General features: G+C 43.6%; 25 protein-coding genes. 8 read left to right on the top strand and 17 right to left on the bottom strand.

The genetic code is table 11. The annotated features are described in order from the left end of the window. From fpoK to PBV53_RS05960, 11 genes are all read right to left on the bottom strand, one after another. Complete coding sequence (fpoK, locus tag PBV53_RS06010) at nucleotides 1-303, bottom strand: F420H2 dehydrogenase subunit FpoK (RefSeq protein ID WP_270096253.1); 303 nt, start codon at nucleotides 301-303, stop codon at nucleotides 1-3. Next, entirely contained in the window at nucleotides 303-653 is a 351-nt protein-coding gene (gene fpoJ, locus PBV53_RS06005; protein WP_270096252.1) for a F420H2 dehydrogenase subunit FpoJ, read from the bottom strand. The genes fpoK and fpoJ overlap by 1 nt, the downstream gene beginning before the upstream one ends. Then, on the bottom strand, nucleotides 646-915 hold the full coding sequence (locus PBV53_RS06000; protein WP_305064592.1) for an NADH-quinone oxidoreductase subunit J: 270 nt from the start codon (nucleotides 913-915) through the stop codon (nucleotides 646-648). Before PBV53_RS06000 ends, fpoJ begins: the two co-directional genes overlap by 8 nt. Nucleotide 916: 1 nt before the next feature. After that, a complete protein-coding gene (fpoI, locus tag PBV53_RS05995) occupies nucleotides 917-1,324 on the bottom strand; it encodes a F420H2 dehydrogenase subunit FpoI (protein WP_270096251.1) in 408 nt (135 codons plus the stop codon). 4 nt (nucleotides 1,325-1,328) lie between these two features. Next, the gene (gene fpoH / locus PBV53_RS05990) at nucleotides 1,329-2,363 is read right to left on the bottom strand and encodes a F420H2 dehydrogenase subunit FpoH (RefSeq protein WP_270096668.1); all 1,035 of its coding nucleotides are present in this window, start codon (nucleotides 2,361-2,363) and stop codon (nucleotides 1,329-1,331) included. Between the two features lie 5 nt (nucleotides 2,364-2,368). Continuing rightward, the gene (gene fpoD, locus PBV53_RS05985; protein WP_270096250.1) at nucleotides 2,369-3,493 is read right to left on the bottom strand and encodes a F420H2 dehydrogenase subunit FpoD; all 1,125 of its coding nucleotides are present in this window, start codon (nucleotides 3,491-3,493) and stop codon (nucleotides 2,369-2,371) included. A 10-nt stretch (nucleotides 3,494-3,503) separates the two neighbouring features. After that, nucleotides 3,504-3,980 carry a F420H2 dehydrogenase subunit FpoC gene (fpoC, locus tag PBV53_RS05980; protein ID WP_270096249.1) on the bottom strand — a complete coding sequence of 159 codons (477 nt, stop codon included), beginning with the start codon at nucleotides 3,978-3,980 and terminating at the stop codon, nucleotides 3,504-3,506. A gap of 9 nt (nucleotides 3,981-3,989) precedes the next feature. Next, nucleotides 3,990-4,544 (bottom strand): F(420)H(2) dehydrogenase subunit B, encoded by a 555-nt coding sequence (fpoB, locus tag PBV53_RS05975; RefSeq protein WP_270096248.1) that lies wholly within the window; start codon nucleotides 4,542-4,544, stop codon nucleotides 3,990-3,992. After that, the gene (gene fpoA, locus PBV53_RS05970) at nucleotides 4,532-4,927 is read right to left on the bottom strand and encodes a F420H2 dehydrogenase subunit FpoA (RefSeq protein WP_011499360.1); all 396 of its coding nucleotides are present in this window, start codon (nucleotides 4,925-4,927) and stop codon (nucleotides 4,532-4,534) included. The genes fpoB and fpoA overlap by 13 nt, the downstream gene beginning before the upstream one ends. Before the next feature lie 244 nt (nucleotides 4,928-5,171). Next, a complete protein-coding gene (locus tag PBV53_RS05965; RefSeq protein WP_270096247.1) occupies nucleotides 5,172-5,678 on the bottom strand; it encodes a hypothetical protein in 507 nt (168 codons plus the stop codon). A 22-nt stretch (nucleotides 5,679-5,700) separates the two neighbouring features. Then, complete coding sequence (locus PBV53_RS05960; RefSeq protein WP_270096246.1) at nucleotides 5,701-6,120, bottom strand: DUF22 domain-containing protein; 420 nt, start codon at nucleotides 6,118-6,120, stop codon at nucleotides 5,701-5,703. 274 nt (nucleotides 6,121-6,394) lie between these two features. On the opposite strand from PBV53_RS05960, the gene PBV53_RS05955 reads away from it, so the two are divergent. The 6 genes from PBV53_RS05955 (at nucleotide 6,395) to cofC (ending at nucleotide 11,734) form a co-directional block, all read left to right on the top strand. Beyond that, the gene (locus PBV53_RS05955) at nucleotides 6,395-6,556 is read left to right on the top strand and encodes a 4Fe-4S binding protein (protein ID WP_270096245.1); all 162 of its coding nucleotides are present in this window, start codon (nucleotides 6,395-6,397) and stop codon (nucleotides 6,554-6,556) included. Continuing rightward, entirely contained in the window at nucleotides 6,553-7,830 is a 1,278-nt protein-coding gene (locus PBV53_RS05950; RefSeq protein WP_270096244.1) for a phytoene desaturase family protein, read from the top strand. Before PBV53_RS05955 ends, PBV53_RS05950 begins: the two co-directional genes overlap by 4 nt. A gap of 125 nt (nucleotides 7,831-7,955) precedes the next feature. After that, nucleotides 7,956-8,948: a 7,8-didemethyl-8-hydroxy-5-deazariboflavin synthase CofG gene (gene cofG / locus PBV53_RS05945; protein ID WP_270096243.1), complete on the top strand. Its 993-nt coding sequence runs from the start codon at nucleotides 7,956-7,958 to the stop codon at nucleotides 8,946-8,948. After that, on the top strand, nucleotides 8,945-10,012 hold the full coding sequence (cofH, locus tag PBV53_RS05940) for a 5-amino-6-(D-ribitylamino)uracil--L-tyrosine 4-hydroxyphenyl transferase CofH (protein ID WP_270096242.1): 1,068 nt from the start codon (nucleotides 8,945-8,947) through the stop codon (nucleotides 10,010-10,012). The genes cofG and cofH (PBV53_RS05940) overlap by 4 nt, the downstream gene beginning before the upstream one ends. A gap of 2 nt (nucleotides 10,013-10,014) precedes the next feature. Next, complete coding sequence (cofH, locus tag PBV53_RS05935; protein ID WP_270096241.1) at nucleotides 10,015-11,085, top strand: 5-amino-6-(D-ribitylamino)uracil--L-tyrosine 4-hydroxyphenyl transferase CofH; 1,071 nt, start codon at nucleotides 10,015-10,017, stop codon at nucleotides 11,083-11,085. A 1-nt stretch (nucleotide 11,086) separates the two neighbouring features. Next, nucleotides 11,087-11,734, top strand: coding sequence for a 2-phospho-L-lactate guanylyltransferase (gene cofC, locus PBV53_RS05930; RefSeq protein ID WP_270096240.1), 648 nt, complete (start codon nucleotides 11,087-11,089; stop codon nucleotides 11,732-11,734). Here the strand turns inward: cofC and cutA are convergent. Continuing rightward, entirely contained in the window at nucleotides 11,711-11,989 is a 279-nt protein-coding gene (gene cutA / locus PBV53_RS05925) for a divalent-cation tolerance protein CutA (RefSeq protein WP_270096239.1), read from the bottom strand. The genes cofC and cutA overlap by 24 nt on opposite strands. Before the next feature lie 356 nt (nucleotides 11,990-12,345). Between cutA and PBV53_RS05920 the strand changes: the two genes are divergently transcribed. Then, nucleotides 12,346-12,519 carry a 4Fe-4S binding protein gene (locus PBV53_RS05920; RefSeq protein WP_270096238.1) on the top strand — a complete coding sequence of 58 codons (174 nt, stop codon included), beginning with the start codon at nucleotides 12,346-12,348 and terminating at the stop codon, nucleotides 12,517-12,519. Next, nucleotides 12,516-13,739, top strand: coding sequence for an NAD(P)/FAD-dependent oxidoreductase (locus PBV53_RS05915; RefSeq protein WP_270096237.1), 1,224 nt, complete (start codon nucleotides 12,516-12,518; stop codon nucleotides 13,737-13,739). The genes PBV53_RS05920 and PBV53_RS05915 overlap by 4 nt, the downstream gene beginning before the upstream one ends. Before the next feature lie 46 nt (nucleotides 13,740-13,785). Here the strand turns inward: PBV53_RS05915 and PBV53_RS05910 are convergent, their stop codons facing one another. From PBV53_RS05910 to grpE, 5 genes are all read right to left on the bottom strand, one after another. Further along, entirely contained in the window at nucleotides 13,786-15,225 is a 1,440-nt protein-coding gene (locus PBV53_RS05910) for a TrkH family potassium uptake protein (RefSeq protein WP_270096667.1), read from the bottom strand. 21 nt (nucleotides 15,226-15,246) lie between these two features. Next, nucleotides 15,247-16,581: a Trk system potassium transporter TrkA gene (gene trkA / locus PBV53_RS05905; protein ID WP_270096236.1), complete on the bottom strand. Its 1,335-nt coding sequence runs from the start codon at nucleotides 16,579-16,581 to the stop codon at nucleotides 15,247-15,249. Between the two features lie 118 nt (nucleotides 16,582-16,699). Then, entirely contained in the window at nucleotides 16,700-17,881 is a 1,182-nt protein-coding gene (gene dnaJ, locus PBV53_RS05900) for a molecular chaperone DnaJ (protein WP_270096235.1), read from the bottom strand. A gap of 66 nt (nucleotides 17,882-17,947) precedes the next feature. Beyond that, entirely contained in the window at nucleotides 17,948-19,810 is a 1,863-nt protein-coding gene (gene dnaK / locus PBV53_RS05895; RefSeq protein ID WP_270096234.1) for a molecular chaperone DnaK, read from the bottom strand. A gap of 78 nt (nucleotides 19,811-19,888) precedes the next feature. After that, entirely contained in the window at nucleotides 19,889-20,464 is a 576-nt protein-coding gene (grpE, locus tag PBV53_RS05890) for a nucleotide exchange factor GrpE (protein WP_270096233.1), read from the bottom strand. Nucleotides 20,465-20,475 lie beyond the last annotated feature (11 nt).

Below are 20,475 nucleotides of genomic sequence, written 5' to 3'. Positions count from 1 at the left end.
TTACCACCTCAATATGTTAAGTTTATCAACATCTATCATATCTCGCATCCTGTAAATTGACATGAGTATTGCAAATCCAATAGCTGCTTCTGCTGCAGCGAGTGCAATAGAGAACAGAGCAAATACCTGTCCCGTCATATCATCGTTGTAACTTGAGAAGGCAACAAGATTAATGTTTGCGGAGTTTAACATAAGTTCCACGCACATCAGCATCCTGATACCGTTCTTATGAGTCATCAAACCATAGAGCCCTATGGAGAACACGATAGCTGAAAGAGCCAGATACCAATTCAATGGGATCATCAGTTATCATCTCCTTTTGCCATGTAGATTGCACCGATCAATGAAGAGAGCAATACTATGGAAAGTATCTCAAATGGAACTACAAAGTCTGTGAATATCAATACACCCAGTGCTTTGATGTTACTTTGATCAGCAATATTCTGTGGAAGCTGGTCCACCGTTGTCCATCCAGTACCATATAATGATACAAAGATCACCGCAAGGAACAGAGCCGCGATGGTTAACCTGAACATCGTATCAAGGACCCCTCTCAAAGAAGGTGCCTCTATGTCCAGCAACTTTATTATCTGTTTCTTAGGATGGAACTGATGAATGAATGAATCCAAAATTGTTGGACGATCATTAGTCATTGTTCTCACGCCCCATTGTTTTCTTAGTCAGCATCACTGCGAACAGTATCAGAACTCCAATTGCTCCTACATACACAAGGATCTGGACAACACCCAAAAACTGTGCATTCAGCATTATGTAAACAGCGGCTACTGTGAACATAGAGATGATCAATGCAAGTGCTGCACGGACTATATCCCTTGTTACTACTGAAAGGATCGCAAATGAGATCAGTACAAGAGCAACGATCAAGAAAATGATGCCTTCGATTATACCTACCATTTCACTCACCATTCTCCCCTACCGGAGTTTCACGTGCTAACATGTCCGGAGTGTACAATAATTCTTCATGGGTCAATCTGATCACACCGGTTGTGTAGACCTTTGTGCTTGAAAGCGCATCCTGTGGACACTGATCGATACAAAGACCACAGAACATACAGTGGCTAATATCGATAGCAGGGAACCATCTTGTTTTGTCACTGTCTTTGCTTACCCTTGCCCTTACGATCTTGATCGCACTGTTGGGGCAGGTGTTTGCACAAATACCACAGCCTATACACTTACTTTTATCAAGTTTTTGAAGCCCTCTGAACCTGTCAGGTAATTCGGTGGGCACCTCAGGATACCTTCTGGTAATAGGGGGCTTGTAGATATTTTTAACAGCTCTAACAATATTTTTCAATACCATGGTATCACATTCCCAGGTAAATACCCAGCATTATTGCCCATCCAAGGTTCAATAATGAAAGTGGGAGAAGTCTTTTCCAGCTCAGGTCAACAACCTGATCGATCCTGAACCTTGGAACAGCCCATCTAAGCATGATGATGGTCAGTATAACAAGAGCAACCTTCAACAGATAGAACAATGTTGGAAGGAAGATTCCAAGTATCGTGACATTTGTCAGGAATGAAGGGAGGTTCCAGCCACCGAGGAACAAGAGTACAACAAGCATTGAACCAAGAATAAGGTGAATATATTCAGCAAAGAAACCAAGACCGAATCTCATACCTGTGTATTCTGTGATCCATCCTGCGACCAGTTCTTCTTCAGATTCGTTCTGATCGAACGGAAGACGACCCATATCGGCCATCAATGCAATAAAGAACACGATGAATCCGAGAGGCTGAAGGAATATGAACCAGATCGGGCTCTGTGCCTGTGCTATCTCGATAATGTTCAATGAACCTACCATGATCGCTACACTTACTATAGTGATACCGAGTGGAACTTCATATCCGATCATCCTTGCAAAGTTCCTGAAAGCACCAAGAAGTGAATACTTGTTGTTGGAACTGTATGCATACATGAAAGCACCGATAATAGAGATCGAAGACACTGCTTCAATATAAAGAATACTTATATCCATTTCCGTACCCACGATCGGATACTCGACACCATTGACAAAGACTGCACCGAATGGAATTGCCACAAGCATCAGGAACACTGAACCCATGAGCACGATAGGTGCTGATACGAACAGTAAACGGTCTGCCTTTGACGGAATAAGATCTTCTTTGGTCATCAACTTGATAGCATCGGCCACAAGCTGGAACATACCGAAAGGACCTACATATTTAGGGCCAAGCCTGAACTGAATATCGCCTGATAGTTTACGTTCGAACCAGACAACTACCATTGCGCCGCCGAAAACTACACCGATCAGACAAAGACCGATCAGAGTACGAACCCAGGGGTTGAAAAGAATATCTATAACTTCTGAAGACATCATGATCACCTGTCCGCCTCACTCGTACATCCGTCCATACTCCCTGCAATTGCAGCCACATCGGCAATAGTAGTGCCTTTGATCAGTGGAGGCAATGCCTGCATTGTTGGAAATACCGGTCCCCTTATCTTTACACGATATGGTTTGTCTGAACCATCTGATACCATATAGAATCCCATTTCTCCACGTGGATCTTCTACCCTGTGGAAAACCTCTCCTTCAGGAACCCTCATCACAGGTGTCCTTACACCGTATAATGAGTCCTCGAAGAAGATAGGGCCGCTTGGCATCTGGTCAAGACATTGTTCTATTATGTACATGGCCTCTAGCATTTCTTCGAGCCTCACATTGATACGGGCTGCGATGTCGCCGTCAGTAGCTGTACATACTTTGAAATCAAGGTCCTTGTAAACAAGATAAGGTTCATCTTTCCTTATATCGAAAGGAACACCTGTTGCACGAAGTGCCGGTCCTGATACCCCAAGGTCCCTTGCGGTCTTTGAATCAAGAATACCAACACCGAAACAACGTAACTTGTAGATCTCATCATGGTTGAACAGCTTATCATAATCTGCTATCTGTTCCCTGAGACTTGCAAATACGGCTACAGATTTTTCCTTGAATCCTTCAGGAAGATCGTCACGTACACCGCCAAACCTGAGGAATGTGTGTGTGATACGTGCTCCTGTCACCATGTCCATCAAAGAGAGAATTTCTTCCCTTTCCTTGATAGTATACATGAACATTGATACGAAACCAATGAACTCACCGAACTCACCCATTCCAAGAAGGTGGCTCTGTAATCTTGACAGTTCTTCAACAATAACCCTGATATACTGGGATTTTTCAGGAACTTCAATGTCTGCAAGTTTTTCAACAGCACCGACATAAGCCTCTTCGTTTGTCATTGCTGTAAGATAGCAAATTCTGTCAACGATAGGTATGCCTTGAAGGTACGTTTTGTTTTCTAAGATCTTTTCAATACCCTTGTGAATAAATCCCAACTCGATATCACCATCGACCACGGTTTCACCTTTAAGTTTCAGGTTTAACCTAAATGGTCCTGGTTGCATCGGATGTTGAGGTCCAAGGTGAACGATCATTTCTGATGGGCCAACTGTTTCATCCATATTTATACCCTCACACCAAATTTCTAGCAGTTCTGTTCGGGAAGCCTTCGTAATCCTTTCTCAAAGGCCAATCTCCCATCAATTCATCTGGAAGGACCAGAGGTTTGAGGTCGGGGTGATTGTTAAATTTAACACCGAACAGTTCGTATGTTTCTCTTTCATACCAATTTGCATTCCAATGAACAGGAACAATAGACTCGATCTCCGGAGCATCACGAGGAAGTTTAACTTTGATGGTCATTAGAACAGAATGGTCATATGAACCAATATGATAGACAACCACGATCTCGTTCCTTTTAGGATAATCTACAGCAGTCTCGCTTGAGAGATGATCAAATAAAAGTTCATCTTTCATGTACTGGCAGACTTCCACGATCTTTTCCGGTTCCAGATAAGCAGAGACTCTGATATCAGAATCCACTTTTGCATCCACGAGGGAATCCTGGAACTTATTAACCAATGAATCAATAATGGTTTTTGCATCCATGTGATCACCTCAATAATCCGTCCCACGGTCCTTTTTAGCCATGATCTTCTTCTGAAGCTCAATGAATCCCTGAAGCAGGGCTTCTGGCCTTGGCGGACATCCTGGAATAAAAACATCTATAGGGAACATTTTATCGATGTTCTGCACTGTGCTGTAAGATTCATAGAAAGGACCACCACTAATAGAGCAGTCACCCATGCAAATTACCCACTTTGGTGCAGCCATCTGTTCCCAGAGCGTATTAAGAGCAGGAAGGTATTTCTTTGTCACATATCCACTAATGATCATGACATCTGCAGCCCTTGGAGAATTACGTGGTATAATACCGAACCTGTCAGTATCATAGTGTGCACAACCTGTAGCGATCATTTCCACACCACAGCAACCCATTGGCTGAGTCAGGAACCACAAAGAGTTCTTCCTACCCCAGTTAATTACATCCTGAGCTTTTGTCTTTTTCAAGAATTCAGTGATAGCTATGGAAGTGGTGGTGATTACACCGGGGATCTCTTCCACATGCCCCTCCTGATTCTCGACTGTTTCGTTATCGTTTAATTCATCCATTTAAGAGCACCCTTCTTCCATAAGTATGCATATCCGAACAACAGAACAAAAATGAAGATAAGCATCTCAACGATCGCTGTTACCATATCGACAGAGGTACCCTGATAGATCATTGCCCATGGGTACAGGAAAAGAACTTCGATATCGAACAGAACAAATGCTATCGCATAAAGATAATACTCAACATTGAACTGTATTCGCGCATCTCCTAACGGATCTGAACCACATTCATAGGTCGTGTATTTGTTAGGTGATTTGCTTCTGGGGCTTACCAACTTAACCATAGCCATCGTTGCCGGAGGCATCAGAAGCGAAACAACAAGAAACACAGCAACCGGAATGTAACTATTGATAATACTGCTACTATCGATTATTACTGACATGATGAATCACCTGAAGATTAATAATCGTAGATATAGTAGTCTCTATATAACTATTTCCAAAAAACACACATACATAACAAAAGATGACTAAATATTAACAGGAGAAGAATAGAAGGACTGTGTGGATTTTGAATAGAAATTTAGCAGAAAAACGCATATTTAAGCTTATTAAAAGTACCAAAAGTACGTATTCAGTAAAATTTAAAAAAGTCAAAGAAAGCAGAATATACCTGCTTTACAAATATCAGATCATCTTTGGAGAGTAATACTTCTTGACCATTTCGCCACAATTGGAACAAGTTATCACAAGCCACTCCCCCACTTCTTCAGTTTCATACTTATCAAAGATCGAGGAATCACAGCTCGGACAGGTATAATATTCCCTGAAATAATAATGATAGAACTGTGGCGTCTTCTCAAGCCAATCAAGCACCTCATGCATTCGTTCAAAATAACGCTGCTTTGAGGGCATCTTACTCTCATTAAGAGCATCATCTGCGCGTTCAGAAGCATCTACAGTATACTTGTGTGATTTAGAGAGGATCTTCTTGTAATCACTCACATATCGACTGGTATTATCAAGATAGTGCAGATAGCCTTCATGCGCCTTCGGTTTTGTAGCATCACTCACCGTTTTCATGAAATACTCGCTCATCACATCTTCCATGATGTCGGCACAGGAGGTACAGATATTATAGCCCTCATATTGCTTGAAATCCTGATCATCTCCACAGATCACGCATTTTTCCATTTAAAGGCCCCCTTGGATCAGTTCATTTTACAAGCATAGGTTTCATAGCTTCCCTTGTGAACATGATAGGGAAGACATTCAGTACACCAAGCAGGTCCCCTGCCCTAACCTTTCCGGACTCCTGTCCGAATACATATGCATGATTGATGGTACGCGGGCTTTCAACAAGGCAATTCCCTTCCTTTGAAGAGACCTTCAGAACGGAAGCAACTGCATGATAAGTGAACGCACATGGAATTGCAAGTGTGTCAGCATCCAATATGACTTCCTTAATTGCGATCTTCTTATATTCGCCAGCACGAAGTTCCAGGTCCTCATTAGATATTACCATCTTCCACTTTGCGCGGGTGGCGATAGTAAATTCATAAGGCGCAGCCTTGAACTTTTTCGAAACCATTTCACCGTCTTTACGAGCTACTACTTGGATAGTTTCCGTGGACATGTATATCACCAAAGTATAATCAGACATATTACTATAAAAGGATTGTCATTATTGATAATGATAATTAGAGTACATTGCTAAATACAAAACAGAACAACAAAAGAACTATACTCCCACACATAATAGTACAATAAAGATAGAACGCATCAGTATTAATACATTGCTTATATTACCAGACGCACATAAGATAAATATAGGGATCACACTTCCGTAAATTAGAACAAAATACTTTTACTATTAAGGAACTAAAAGAACTCCAACTCGAGGAAGATTCATGAAGATCAACGACAACTGTGTTGGATGCGGCCAATGTACAGCATTTTGCAAAATAGATGCAATCATCGTAAAAAGTAAGGCACACATCACCGATGCATGTGTAAATTGTGGCGTATGTGCAACATATTGCCCCATGAAAGCGATTGAGGCAGATGAATGAAAGCGATCGTTATCGGATCAGGACTGGGAGGGTTGCTCAGCGCAGCCAAACTATCCGGATCAGGTTATGAAGTAGAAGTGTTCGAACGCCTCGCAATGATCGGAGGAAGGTTCACGAACTTCAACATCAACGGATATCAATTGACCACCGGTGCACTTCACATGCTACCCCATGGACCAACCGGACCCCTGGCACAACTTATTAAAGAGGTCAATGCCAAGGTCATCATTGAAAGACAGGATGATACCGCCTTCATGAGAATACATGAAGACCTTGAGAAAGGAATATACAAAGATGTACCATTTGGGAAGTTCGGTTCGACCTTTTCAGCATGGAACCGCATAAAACTTGCATTATTATTGATCTCGACCAGAAAATGGTCACCTAAAAACTGCTCTTTTGAAGAATGGATAACAAAGAACCTTAACATGCCCATTGCCCAACAGATGGCAGACTCGTTCTGTGGTTGGGCACTGAGCCTGAAAGCAGCAGATACCCCAGTAGAAGAGGCCTTCGAGATATTCGAGAACCTCTATCGACACGGAGGACCAGGAGTCCCCATAGGCGGCTGTAAAGCAGTCACCGATGCCCTTGCAGACGTTGTAAGGAAGAACGGCGGAAGCATTGAGACAAAAACAGAGGTCACAGAGATATTGGTGGAGAACAGAAAAGCCGTTGGTGTGCTAATTGATGGACAAAAGCACATGGCAGACATCGTCATCAGTAACATTGGACACCCATTCACAAATGACCTTTGCAAAGATGCACCCACCACACCCCAATATAAACAATACCTTGACAAGATCAGAACGATAAAACCCTCTGCCGGAGTGAAGATATGTCTTGCTGCCAATGAACCGCTCATAGGCCATGGAGGAGTGCTTTTCACACCATCGGCAAAGAGGGTCAATGGCATCAATGAGGTAACTAACATCGATCCAAAGCTCGCACCCCCGGGAAAACATCTGGTAATGGCACACCAGACAGTGCAATGGGACAGGATACCTTTCCTCGAGGAAGAGATCGATTTGGGGATAGCTGACCTCGAAAGGATATTCCCGAACAAGGACTACGAGATCCTTCTTGCACAATCATATTACGATGGCTGGCCTGTCAACAGGTCTTCATCAGGAACCGATATTGGCAATACCACTCCGATAGAAGGACTATACGTTGTCGGAGATGGTGCAAAAGGAAAAGGCGGGATCGAAGTGGAAGGGGTCGCCCTCGGCGTCAAGAATACAATGAACATCATTTTAGGCGAAGGAAATTGATCATTTCACCAATTTTCTTTTTTCTTTTTAGGTTTTCAAGAATATTATTTAGTTCCCAACAAAAATCCATCAGTTTCAACCTTCAATTAAGCTTATGTACTAAATCCTTCATTCATTGACCAATTATGCCCGAATTTGTGACATTCTCGCGCAATGTTTTCATCCCTGTTACCAATATTTGCAGGAACCGTTGCGGCTACTGCACCTTTAGGCGCGATGCCGGACATCCTGAAGCCCGCCTAATGAAAATGTCGGAGATCAGGTCGATCCTTGAAAAAGGAGAAAAGGCAGGATGTACTGAAGCCCTTTTTGTTTTTGGAGAATACGCTGAAGAAGTTCCGGAATATCTACTGGAACTTGAAAAGCTTGGATATTCCAGCACGGTTGAGTATGTTGCCGACCTTTGCAAACTTGCCATAGAAATAGGACTTCTGCCGCATACCAATGCAGGGATCCTTACCCAGCACGAGCTCGAGATATTAAAGCCTTTGAACATTAGCATGGGCCTTATGCTGGAAACCACCGCGGAACTGAAAGCACATTCCGAATCTCCTGGAAAAACGCCATCCACCCGCATAGAGATGATAAGGACTGCCGGAAAGTTACAGATACCATTCACCACAGGCATACTGGTGGGCATCGGGGAAACAAAGGCTGACCGCAAACGTTCACTCAGTGTCATTGCGGACATCCACAGGGAATTCGGACACATACAGGAAGTCATCATACAGAACTTCATGCCAAAACCTGACACCCCAATGGCAGACCATGCCCCACCATCAAAGGAAGAGATGATAGAGACAGTTTCCATTGCAAGGAAAATACTACCGGATGATGTTGCAGTCCAGGTCGCACCAAACCTCATCGACCCATATATATTGATAAAAGCAGGTGCATCTGACCTTGGTGGAGTCTCCCCAACAACCATTGACTGGATAAATCCGGAAGCTGAGTGGCCGGATGTCATCGAACTTCAAAGGATGACAAAAGAAATAGAACTTAGAGAAAGATTGCCTATATACCCACAGCATATAAAGAAAGGATGGTACAGCAGCAAACTTTCCGACCTGATAGAAACACTTACTGATAAAAACGGATTTAAGAGGAAGCAGCAATGATCCCCGAAGATATCTTAGAGAGAGCATATCAGGGTACTACTACCAAAGAAGATGCTCTTACCCTACTGAAAATAAAACCCTTTGAACTGTTCGCACTTGCAGACCAGATCAGAGCTGAAGCCGTTGGAGATGACGTTACGTACATCATCAACCGAAACATCAATTTCACAGACATATGCATTGGAACATGTGGTTTCTGTGCATTCAAAGATAAAAAAGGATATCTACTCTCCATTGATCAGATAAAGGAAAAAATAAAGGAAGCCCACGTTTCCGGTGCGACCGAAGTCTGTATCCAGGGTGGATTGCTACCTGATGCAAATATAGACCTCTATATTGATATTCTCAGAGCGGTCAAGTCCGAATATCCACACCTCCACACCCACTGCTTCTCCCCAATGGAGATCAATCATGCTGCAAGGGCCAGTGGTCTTTCAGTCGAAAAAACACTGAAAAAGCTCAAGGATAACGGATTGAACACAATGCCCGGAACCGCAGCGGAAATTCTTGTAGACAAAGTACGAAAGATCATCTGCCCGGACAAGTTAACAAGACAGGAATGGATAGACACTGTGACCCTTGCCCACAATATAGGGATTCAGACCACTGCAACAATGATGTACGGCCACGTGGATACGTGGGAGGACAGGATCGACCACATCATCACCATCAGGGAAATTCAGAAGGAGACAGGCGGCTTTTCTGAGTTCGTACCCCTTTCGTTCATGCCTTACAATAACCCCATAGGCGAGAAAATGCTGGAGGAAGGCCGATTCATGAACACCGGTATAGACGACCTAAAGGTCTATGCCATTGCACGCATATTGCTCAATACGCACATCAACAACGTACAGACAAGCTGGGTAAAACTTGGAAAGAAGCTTGCACAAATGGCTCTTTCCTGTGGTGCGAACGACATGGGCGGCACGCTCATGGAAGAAAGCATTTCAAAGTCAGCAGGAGCATCCAGTGGGGAAGTCATCTCTGTGGCAGAACTGGAATGGATCATCAGGGCCACAGAAAGGACACCAGTCCAGAGAGACACACTTTACAGGAGCATATGATAATGACCATTCCCGAAGAGATCATTGAACGGACCCACAGAGGAAAAGCAACAAAGGAAGATGCAATTGCACTTCTGGATGTAAATCCCTTCGAACTTTACACACTCGCAGACAACCTGCGTAAAGAAGCCGTTGGTGATACAGTGACCTATGTCACCAACAGGAACATCTACATCACCAATATGTGCAAGGGAAACTGCGGTTTCTGCGGTTTCAGAGAAGAGAAAGGGTACATACTGACCATTGAAGAGATACTTGAACAGGTCGGCCAGGCAGAAAAGGCCGGTGCTGTGGAGATCTGCATCCAAGGCGGCTATCTTCCACAACTGGACCTTGAATTCTATAATGAGATCGTGAAGAGCATTCACACAAAATATCCTAATATGACCATACATGGATTCTCACCAATGGAGATCTACTATGCTTCATCCCTTTCAAAAACACCCATCGAAGATGCCTTTAGCGAACTGAAAAAAAGCGGCCTGGGCACGCTTACAGGGACATCCGCAGAGATACTTGTGGACCGTGTACGAAAGATCATCTGTGAAGATAAGATCACAACAGCCCAGTGGATAGAAACCATCAAGGCATCCCACAGGGTCGGCCTGCGCACCAATGCCACCATAATGTACGGTCATGTGGAGACCTGGGAAGAAAGGTTCGATCACATACTAACAATACGTGATATACAAGAAGAGACCGGTGCATTCACCGAACTGATAACCATGCCTTTCATGCCCTACAACAACAGTCTCGGAGAGGAGATGCTACGTTCAGGGAAGTTCATGACAACCGGAATGGAAGACCTCAAAATGATAGCTATTGCAAGAGTACTGCTCAACAAACACGTGGATAACCTTCAGGCATGCTGGGTAAAACTTGGCAAGAAGCTTGCAAATGTAGCTTTGTCCTGTGGTGCAAATGATCTCGGAGGCACTCTTATGGAAGATCAGATCACCCTGGCTTCCGGAGGGGCGAACGGGGAATATCTATCACCAGAAGAGCTGGAATGGATCATCAAAAGTGCAGGTCGCAAACCGATGTTAAGGAATGCATTATACGAGGAAATATAATATGAGAGCGGTCATTCCTTATAAGAACGAAAATGCAAAATCAAGGCTATCTCCAGTCCTCTCAAAGGAAGAAAGAGAAGATTTCGTAGAGCTTATGCTAGAAGATGTCATTAAAGCCCTTAACGATGCAGGAATGAAAACTATAGACATCCTCACGACATCAACGGAAGGAATTCCAAAAGAGTTCAAGGGGGATCTCATTGTCACAAAACCCGGACTGAACGATTCTATAAATGAATACTTGCAAAATGCCAACGAACCCATATTGATAATAATGGCCGACCTGCCCCTTGTGACAGGCGATCATATCAGAAAGATAACATCAGTTTCAGAGGATGTTGTCATCGTTCCGGGAAAAGGCGGAGGAACTAACATCCTTTTCATACGCCATCCGAACGAGTTCACTGTAAAATATCACGATTGCAGTTTCACAAGCCATTGTGAGATCACTGAAGATCTCGACAAGAGCATGCACATATTCGATTCATTCCTTGCAAGTACCGATATCGATGAACCCCATGATATTGTCGAGCTCATGCTTCACGGAAAAGGAAAGGCAAAAAAATACGCAGAGAAACGGTTCGGTTCTGAGACCGGAAAAGGAAGAGTGAAGATCTCACCCTTATCAAAGCTTTCCAGTTTCATCTGAGACCCATTGCAAATACTCCTCATACCCGGAGATATCCCAGCAGACGACACATGGAAGCTCATAGCTATGCAGCGACCTTACTGTTTCTTTTAATTCATCAAATCTTTCAGAGATAGTTTTTAGCACGACTGCAACTTCCTGATCTTCAACGACCTTACCACCCCACCGGTAAACAGAGTCGATACGATGAAAGTTAGCACATGCTGCAAGATTCCTTGACACCAGCTCTTTCCCCAACATTCGAGCTTCATCCATACTTCCCGCAGAACGTAGACCATGATATGATGCATATAAAGAAAGACTGTTGTCAGAACATATCAAAATGTCGTTTAGCCCATCACAAGAAAATATTACGAACTGTTATGTACGGCACCATTAGCAATATTCTCTGCAATATTACCAAAAGCCACATACAATACGAACAAAATATAGATCCTGAATAACTGATATTAGTATTATTGACCTAAAAGAGAAAACATATCCACGATATTTAGCGTCTTATAAGTACTAACATATAAATATCACCATTATGAAAAATGGATGCCACGAAACATATATTATAATGGAAGTAATAATGATAGCAACACATCTGAACTATTCGGTGATAATCAATGAGCATCAGTGTAAATAAATATATATGTGGATACTGCGGTGCATGTGTAGGGGTATGTCCAACGGGAGCTTTGGAACTTGTCGAAACATGGATAGAAGTAGACAATCAATGTACTGGATGTGGCATTTGTCAGAAAATATGCCCGCTCGGAGCCATCGAGGTGAACAGATGAAAGACCACTACGATGTCATTGTTGTTGGCGCAGGCCCGGGAGGATCCATTGCTGCAAAAACCGCAGCAAAGGAAGGGCTCGACGTATTAATGATAGAAAAAAGGCAGGAGATCGGCGATCCCATCAGATGCGCTGAAGGCGTAGGCAAATTTCATTTAAAACAACATATTGAACCAGATCCACGATGGATATGTGCAGACGTAAAAGGATCATGCATAATTTCACCGGACGGAACAAGGGTCGAAATGGCAGAGGAGATGTCCGGCGGGGAAGTGGGATATGTACTCGAGCGGAAGATCTTTGACAGAGAACTTGCTAACGAAAGTGCATTGGCCGGTGCTGAGGTCATGGTCAAGACAAGAGCAACTGACCTGATAATTGAAAATGATACAGTCTGCGGAATAAAGCTCATGCATTTGGGAAAAATTCACGAAGTGCGCTCAAAGATAGTTATTGGTGCAGACGGAATGGAATCAAAGGTCGGACGTTGGGCAGGTATTGAAACGGCAGTAAAGCCATCCGATATGGAAACCTGTGCACAGTATCTTGTGAGCAATGCCAACATTGACCAGGAATTCTGCTATTTCTACCTCGGAAATGAGATAGCACCTGCCGGTTATGTATGGATGTTCCCCAAAGGTGGCAACAAAGCAAATGTGGGAATAGGCATACTGGGTAGCAAATCCGGAGAGGACAGACCCATAGACCTCCTCAATGACTTTATGGAAAAGAACATGCCTGATGCCAAGATAATCGAAATGGTCATCGGAGGCGTACCCGTTTGTGGGACTATCGATAGAACGATAGCCAATGGACTTATGCTTGTAGGAGATGCTGCACGCCAATCAGACCCAATAACAGGTGGTGGGATCATCAATGCCATGAATGCAGGCAAGATGGCCGGAGAAATAGCTGCCAAGGCGATCAGAAATGGAGATTGCTCCACAGATACCCTTCAGGAATATGAAGAACTCTGGAGAAAGACGATCGGAAAAGAGATTAACAATAGCCTTATTGTCAAAGAGACTTTCGTCAATTTCACTGACGAGGACCTTAATTCCCTTGCACACTCCCTCAAGGATGTTAACTTCACAAGCATGAGCCTTCTGGACCTGTTGAAGGCCTTGTTCAAAGCAAATAAGAAGCTTCTCTGGGACCTCAGAGGAATATTCAAAGATTTCATCAAGAACGACGTTGATTTCAAGTACAAAGCAGAATAAAGCATCTTTTCGCTTCATCCAAGGCTGATGAAGCAATATCTCTTTGTCACCGTTTCCAGAACTCAGGGGTCAGCATCACTATAACAGTGAATACTTCCAACCTTCCGACCCACATATTGGCAATAAGGACAAGTTTACCTATCGCAGGAACCGTGCTAAAGTTTGCCATTGGTCCCACCAGATTGAAACCCGGACCAATATTACCCAATGTTGCTATCGATGCAGTTATAGAACTTGTAAGGTCCATGCCAAGAATTGCAAGGATCGCAGAACTGAGTAAAAAGATAAGTAAATAGATGACAACAAAGGAAATGATTGCATTCATGATGTCCCCTGGCACACTTTTTCCATTGAACTTAACAGGCATTATAGCTTTAGGATGAATTGCCTTAAAAAGTTCACGTCGGGCATATTTCAGTAATAGCAGAACTCTGACGACCTTAATTCCCCCCGCAGTTGAACCGGCACATCCCCCGATGAACATTATAGCCAGTAGTATGACCTTTCCTGAATCAGACCATAAATTAAAATCAGCAGTTGCATACCCGGTCGTGGTCAGAATAGAAAGGATCTGAAATACCGCATATCTGAACGCTGTGGGTATCGTATCATAAGTATCCCTCAGAAGGATCCCCGTCAACAGAATAGTTGCGATGGCCACGATCACAAAATAGAACTTGAATTCGTTGTCTTTTAGGAGACTTTTTTTGTCAGAATAAAGGGTCTTATAATGCAAAGCAAAGTTTGCACCTGCTATGAACATGAACAATGTGATTATGCCTTCTATCAAAGGACTGTCAAAAGCAGCAACACTATCAGCATATGTGGAAAAACCACCACACGCCATTGTGGTGAACGTATGTGTAGAAGCATCGTAGAATGACATCCCTGCTGCAAGTAACAGTATAAGTTCAAGTACGGATATCGAGACATAGACCGCCCACAGTATCTTTGCGGTTTCCCTTATTCTCGGCTTGAGCTGATCCTCTTTTGGACCTGGAGCTTCTGCGCGGAACATCTGTCTGCCAGCAACACCCAATTTCGGAAGAATGGCAATGAACAACATAATGATACCCATTCCACCTATCCACTGGGTCATACTCCTCCAGAACAAAAGGCTTCTCGAATGACTTTCGATATCCACGAAGATCGTTGCCCCAGTAGTTGTAAAGCCGGACATGGATTCGAACAGGGCATTGAGCGGAGTTACACCATCGAACATGTAAGGTATAGAACCAAATAAAGCAGCTGCAAACCATCCAAATGCAACTATGGCAAAACCTTCCCTTCTTTCCCATTCGTCCTCACCGGTGGATACGAACCTAAAGGAAAGCAGAGACCCAACAATTGTCGTCACTGCGAAAGATACTGCAAAAGGATAGGGGGACTCGCCGTAATACATTGCGACTACCAGAGGTATAAGCATCAAAGGCCCAAGAAAACAAAGAAGAGAACCCAATACATTAAATACTACCCTATAGTTTATCAAAATATAGACCTTCCAATTTTACTTGAACAAACGTTCAACTTTTTGATGTGCAGAAGGTAATAAGAACACAAGGACACGATCCCCTTCTTTAATGATATAATTACCACGGGGAACGAACGTATCCCCTTTATGCACCACCATACATACCAAGGCACCCTCAGGGAACGGTACGTTCTTCAAAGGTTTACCGGTTACCTTGGAGGTACTGGATGCAATATACTCTATGATCTCGGCCTTTTCACCTTCGATCATTGTCAATGCTTCAATACCAGTACCCATCGTCAATTTCAGAACTTCATTGATCGTAGCTTCCCTTGGACTTACCGCACGGTCCACGCCCACCAATTCGAACAATGGCACATAATCAAGATGGTCAGCCCTTACAATAACCTTCTTTGCACCAAGTTGCTTGGAAAGAAGAGCACATAACAGATTTTTCTCATCACTGTCAGTAACGGAGATCACAACATCCATATCCTGGACACCCTCTTCTTTTAAAAGATGTATATCGGTCCCATTTCCTTTCAGGATAAGAACTTTTGGAAGGAGATCTGCAATAGCTTCACATCTATCCAGATTCTTTTCAATTATCTTGATACTCGTGTTGCTTTTCTCCAGAAGCTTTGCAAGATAGAAACCAACTGCCCCACCGCCAATAATGAGAACTCGCTTCACACTTTCCGTATGCCCGGCAAAGAGGTTACCAATGTCCATCATGGCATCGGATTTACCGATGACCACAACATGGTCACCTTTGTGAATGACATCGTCACCATGTGGAATAATAATATTAGATTCTCTATAGAGTGCACTCACGATACAACATTCGGAAAGATCAAGGTCTTTCATTTTTTTGTCAACAAGATCGCTTTCATCTGATACAACGAATTCCATCATCTTGACCTTTCCATCTGCAAACACCTCAGCATCTATTGCAGAAGGCATAGAAAGGATCTCAGCCACCTCAGAAGCCAAAGCAAGCTCAGGGCAGATCATGACATCGATACCCACCTGAGTGCGCGTTGCAACAGGCCTGTCGATATAATCAGGGTTCGTTACCCTCGCCATTGTCTTGAGCTGTTTGTGTAAAGGAGATATCAATTTGGCAGTCGTACAGGTAACAATGTTCAATTCATCTGAACCCGTTACGGCAACAAGGAGATCAGCATCATGTATCAGATGCTCAAGAATAGAAACGTTCGCACCATTACCCTGAATCACCTGTACATCCAGTTCATCAGCTCTCGCACATGCGTCCTCATCAATATCAATGACAACAACATCATTGTTGAGATAGAGAGAACTTGCAATATGAAATCCCACTTCTCCAGCACCTACGATAATTATCTTCATAAATTACACAGCCCTGTGAAAATAATTGAAATTATAAAGAATGATTAATGAAACATATCCATGTTAAAGGTTACTGCAAAAAGAAAAGAATAAAAAAGAAAATATTTAGGCACGTGCCTTAATCGACAGTGCCAACAGAATTATCAGAGGTAGAACTCTCAAATACATTCTTCAGCTTATCAAAGAAACCTTTTTTTTTCGAACCCTTATGGTCACCATCACTGAGCCTCTCAAGTTCTTCAAGTAGATCTTTTTGTTTACCTGTAAGGTTCGTAGGTGTTTCAACGATCACCCTGACAAGCTGGTCACCCTGACCATGCCCGTGAAGATGTGGCATACCTTTACCCTTTAAGCGTAATACAGAATGCGTCTGAGTGCCAGGTTTGATCTTCATATTCACTTTCCCATGAAGTGTAGGTACTTGTATCTCAGTACCCAAGGCTGCCTGTGAGAATGATATTGGAATTCCATAGACGATGTCATCGCCAACACGCTCGAACTTATCGTGCTGTTTGACATGGATGACAATATAGAGATCCCCCGGCGGTGCACCGGGACTGCCAGCTTCGCCTTCCCCGGACATCTTCAGTCGTAGACCTGTATCAGCACCCTTTGGAACCGAGACACCCATCTTGCGCACTTTCTTTTGTTTGCCTGAACCTCTACAAACAGGGCAGGGAGATTCAATGACCTGACCCTTGCCATGACAAGCACCACAAGTGGTTGTGGTCATGAAGTTGCCAAGCGGTGTTCTTCTTGCATGGGTTACCTGACCGCTGCCACGACATGTAGCACATGTTTTTGGACTTGTGCCTTCCTTTGCACCGCTGCCACCACAGGTTTCACAATTCTCTGCACGTGGGATATTTATCTGTACCTTTTCTCCGAAAGCAGCCTGTTCCAGCGTTACACCAAGGTCATACCTCAGGTCCGAGCCTCTTGTAGGTCCCTGCCTGCGGCGCCCTCCGCCACCAAAACCGCCACCACCTCCAAAGATACTGCCAAAGATATCACCGAGGTCACCAAAATCGCCAAAATCAGCATTTCTAAAAATGTCTTCAGTACTGTATCGACCATCGATACCCGCATGTCCAAAACGATCATACTGCGCCTTTTTCTCAGCATCTGAAAGAACAGCATACGCTTCGGAGATCTCCTTGAACTTCTCTTCAGCATCCGCTTCTTTGTTCTTGTCAGGATGAAATTTCATCGCAAGTTTGCGGTAAGCTTTTTTCAACTCAGTATCAGATGCATCTTTCGATACACCAAGTATTTCATAATAATCTCGCGTGGTCGACATTAGAACTCCTTTGAAGGTAAATAAAAGTGCAGATGGAAATCATCTGCACATATTGCCTTCAGGTATTTATTTGTCTTCGTCAACAACTTCATAGTCCGCATCAACGACATCATCATCTGATGCAGAGCCAGTTGATGAAGGACCACTTGCGCCTTCAGAAGCTTCAGCTCCGGCACCAGCCTCTTTCTGAGCTTTCTCGTACATTGCAGCAGAAACCTTATAGACAGATTCCTGAAGTGCTTCTGTTTTGCTCTTGATAGCCTCGAGGTCTTCCCCTTCAAGTGCAGTGTTCAACTCAGCTATCGCAGCTTCGATCTGCTCTTTCTGCTGATCGGTTGCAACATCTCCAGCTTCCTTCAAGGTCTTTTCAGCAGCATTGACAAGAGAGTCAGCATTGTTCCTTGTCTCGACCTCTTCCTTACGTGCCTGATCTTCCTCAGCGTGCAACTCTGCGTCCTTTACCATCCTTTCGATCTCATCATCGGACAATCCACCAGGTTTCTGTATGGATATGGACTGTTCTTTACCAGTTCCGAGATCCTTTGCATTAACATGAAGGATACCATTGGAATCGATATCGAATGATACTTCGATCTGTGGAATTCCTCTTGGTGCAGGTGGTATGCCGTCAAGCACAAAGCGACCGAGGGTCTTGTTCGCAGATGCGATACCACGTTCGCCCTGCAGGATATGGATCTCCACAGATGGCTGGCTATCTGCCGCAGTTGAGAATATCTGGCTCTTCTTAACAGGAATTGTAGTGTTTCTCTCGATAAGTGGTGTTGCAACCCCTCCGAGAGTTTCTATACCCATTGTCAGTGGTGTGACATCGAGAAGGAGAACATCGTGGACCTCTCCAGAGAGTACGCCTGCCTGAATAGCTGCACCAACTGCAACTGCCTCATCAGGATTGATGTTCTTGTATGGGTCCTTTTCGATGAAGTTCTTGACAAGATCATATACTGCAGGGGTCCTTGTAGAACCACCGATAAGAAGTACACGGTCAATGTCCTTTGTGGTCAACTTCGCATCACTAAGAGCCATCTTCATTGATTCGAGGGTCTTAGCCACAAGGTCTTCGGTCATCTTCTCGAACTGTGCTCTTGTAAGGTCAATATCGATATGTTTTGGCTGACCATTGGAATCCGCTGTAATGAACGGAAGATTCACATTTGTAGAAGCAACACCGGAAAGCTCGATCTTTGCTTTCTCTGCAGCATCATTGAGACGCTGGAGGGCAGCTTTGTCATTTGACAGATCGATGCCTTCAGCCTTCTTGAATTCCTCAACAAGGAACTCTGTGATCCTCTGATCAAAATCATCTCCACCAAGGTGAGTATCACCGCTTGTGGAAAGCACTTCAAATACACCATCGCCCAACTCAAGGATGGATACATCGAAAGTACCTCCCCCGAGATCGTAAACGAGGATCTTGTGGTCGCCTTCCTCTTTCTCAAGACCATATGCAAGAGATGCTGCAGTAGGCTCATTGATGATCCTTAGGACCTCAAGACCTGCGATCTGTCCGGCATCTTTGGTAGCCTGTCTCTGAGAATCATTAAAATAAGCAGGTACAGTGATAACCGTCTGAGTGATGGTCTCACCTATATAAGCCTCAGCGTCATCCTTGAGCTTCCTCAGGATCATAGCGGAAACTTCTTGCGGAGTGTAATCCTTACCGTTGAGATTGACATTATAGTCGCCTTCACCGATATGACGTTTGATAGAACTTACACTGTTCCCAGGGTTAGCTATCATCTGTCTTTTTGCTACCTGACCTACAAGCTTGTCTCCCTTCTTAGAAAAACCAACCACTGATGGAGTTGTTCTTCCACCTTCAGCGTTTGGAATTACAGTAGGTTTACCGCCTTCGATCACAGCCATACATGAATTAGTAGTTCCAAGGTCAATACCCAATATCTTTCCCATAATAATACCTCACTTATATTTGATTAAAATCAGATTAACGGTAGTCTAGTTAGTTCTTTCGTAAAAGATACGAAACGTTCATTCCTCATCCGGATTCTGTGCAACTGTGACCATCGCATGACGGATGACCTTTGAGTTTAGCTCATAACCAGCTTTACAGACATCAACAATATGCTGGTCAGCATGCTCAGTAGTCTGCACATGCATCATAGCCTCATGAAAATGGGGATCAAATTCCTTACCCTCGCAATCTACCATCGTAAGACCTTCTTTTTCAAGGATAGATGTGAATTGCTTGAACACCATTTCAACGCCTTCTATAATGGAGTTCACATCATCTGCCTTTTTAGCAGATTCGAGAGCACGCTCAAAGTTGTCACGTACCTCAAGCAACTCAACCATTATTTTTTCAAGAGCAAAATTTCGAAATTCTTCTTTTTCCCGCAGGCTTCGATTTCTGAAATTCTCAAATTCCGCCCTCTGGCGCATTATTTGTTCATTTAGTTCAGCGATCTGAGAATCACAGGAAGTTTGCAGATCCTCTGTGCTATCAGAAGCATTTTCCTTTAAGGCTTCTACATTCTCATCTGCACAGCACGTACAAGGATCGGACTTCTTCTCAGATTTAGATTTCTTTCCAAATTTACCTGTCATTTCTCACGACT

Source organism: Methanococcoides alaskense (assembly GCF_027594145.1).
Taxonomy (GTDB): Archaea; Halobacteriota; Methanosarcinia; order Methanosarcinales; family Methanosarcinaceae; genus Methanococcoides; species Methanococcoides alaskense.
This window is presented reverse-complemented; position numbering and strand designations above follow the sequence as displayed.